This window comes from Mesorhizobium sp. M7A.F.Ca.US.014.04.1.1 (genome assembly GCF_003998745.1).
Classification (GTDB): Bacteria; Pseudomonadota; Alphaproteobacteria; order Rhizobiales; family Rhizobiaceae; genus Mesorhizobium; species Mesorhizobium ciceri.
In genome coordinates this window covers 1-769 of record NZ_RZRW01001240.1, presented here as the reverse complement: position 1 = coordinate 769, position 769 = coordinate 1, and the positions used below count along the sequence as shown (strand labels likewise).

General features: G+C 61.6%; 1 protein-coding gene. It reads left to right on the top strand.

Annotated elements, in window-relative coordinates; all coding sequences use genetic code 11:
• Positions 1-769, top strand: a 769-nt coding sequence (locus EOA22_RS35815; RefSeq protein WP_127390721.1) for a DUF3363 domain-containing protein, incomplete at both ends; no start/stop codon positions are given.

Genomic DNA, 769 nt, shown 5'->3' with positions numbered 1-769 from the left:
TCGTAAAGGCACGCGTTGTCCGGCAGTTCAGGGGATCGACGCCGCTGGCCGCCCATCTCAAATATCTTGGTCGCGAGGGTGTGGCCCGCGATGGCGAAAAAGCAAAAATGTTCGGGCCGGACGAGGACGGGGCTGATCATGATGCCTTCTCAGAACGCTGCAAGGATGATCGGCACCATTTCCGTTTCATCGTCTCTCCTGATGATGCCCAAGAGTTGGGTGACCTCAAGAGTTTTGCTCGCGGCCTCATGGTCGATATGGAGCGCGACCTCGGCACCAACCTCGACTGGATCGGGATCGATCACTGGAACACCGAACACCCTCACGTCCACATTCTGGTGCGCGGCGTGGCCGATGATGGCGAGAACCTCGTCATCTCACGCGACTACATCCGCCAGGGCATGCGCGACCGAGCAAGCGACATTCTCACCCAGACGCTGGGGCCTCGGACCGACAATGACATCCGCCGAACAGTCGAACGGCAGATCGACACCGAGCGGTGGACACAGCTCGATCGCCAGCTTGTTCGCGATGCCGATCGCCTTGGTATCATCGATCTCGCGCCGCTCCGCAGCCACGAGCCCGACGAGTTCCTCACGCTTAAGATCGGGCGGCTGCGCAAGTTGGAAGGGCTTGGCCTCGCCAGCGAGATCCGTCCTGGCCAGTGGACCATTGCGGAGGAGGCTGAGACGACGTTGCATGCGCTCGGCGAGCGTGGCGACATCATCAAGCGCATGCATCGCAGCCTATCCGGCCGTGGCGCCGAGAG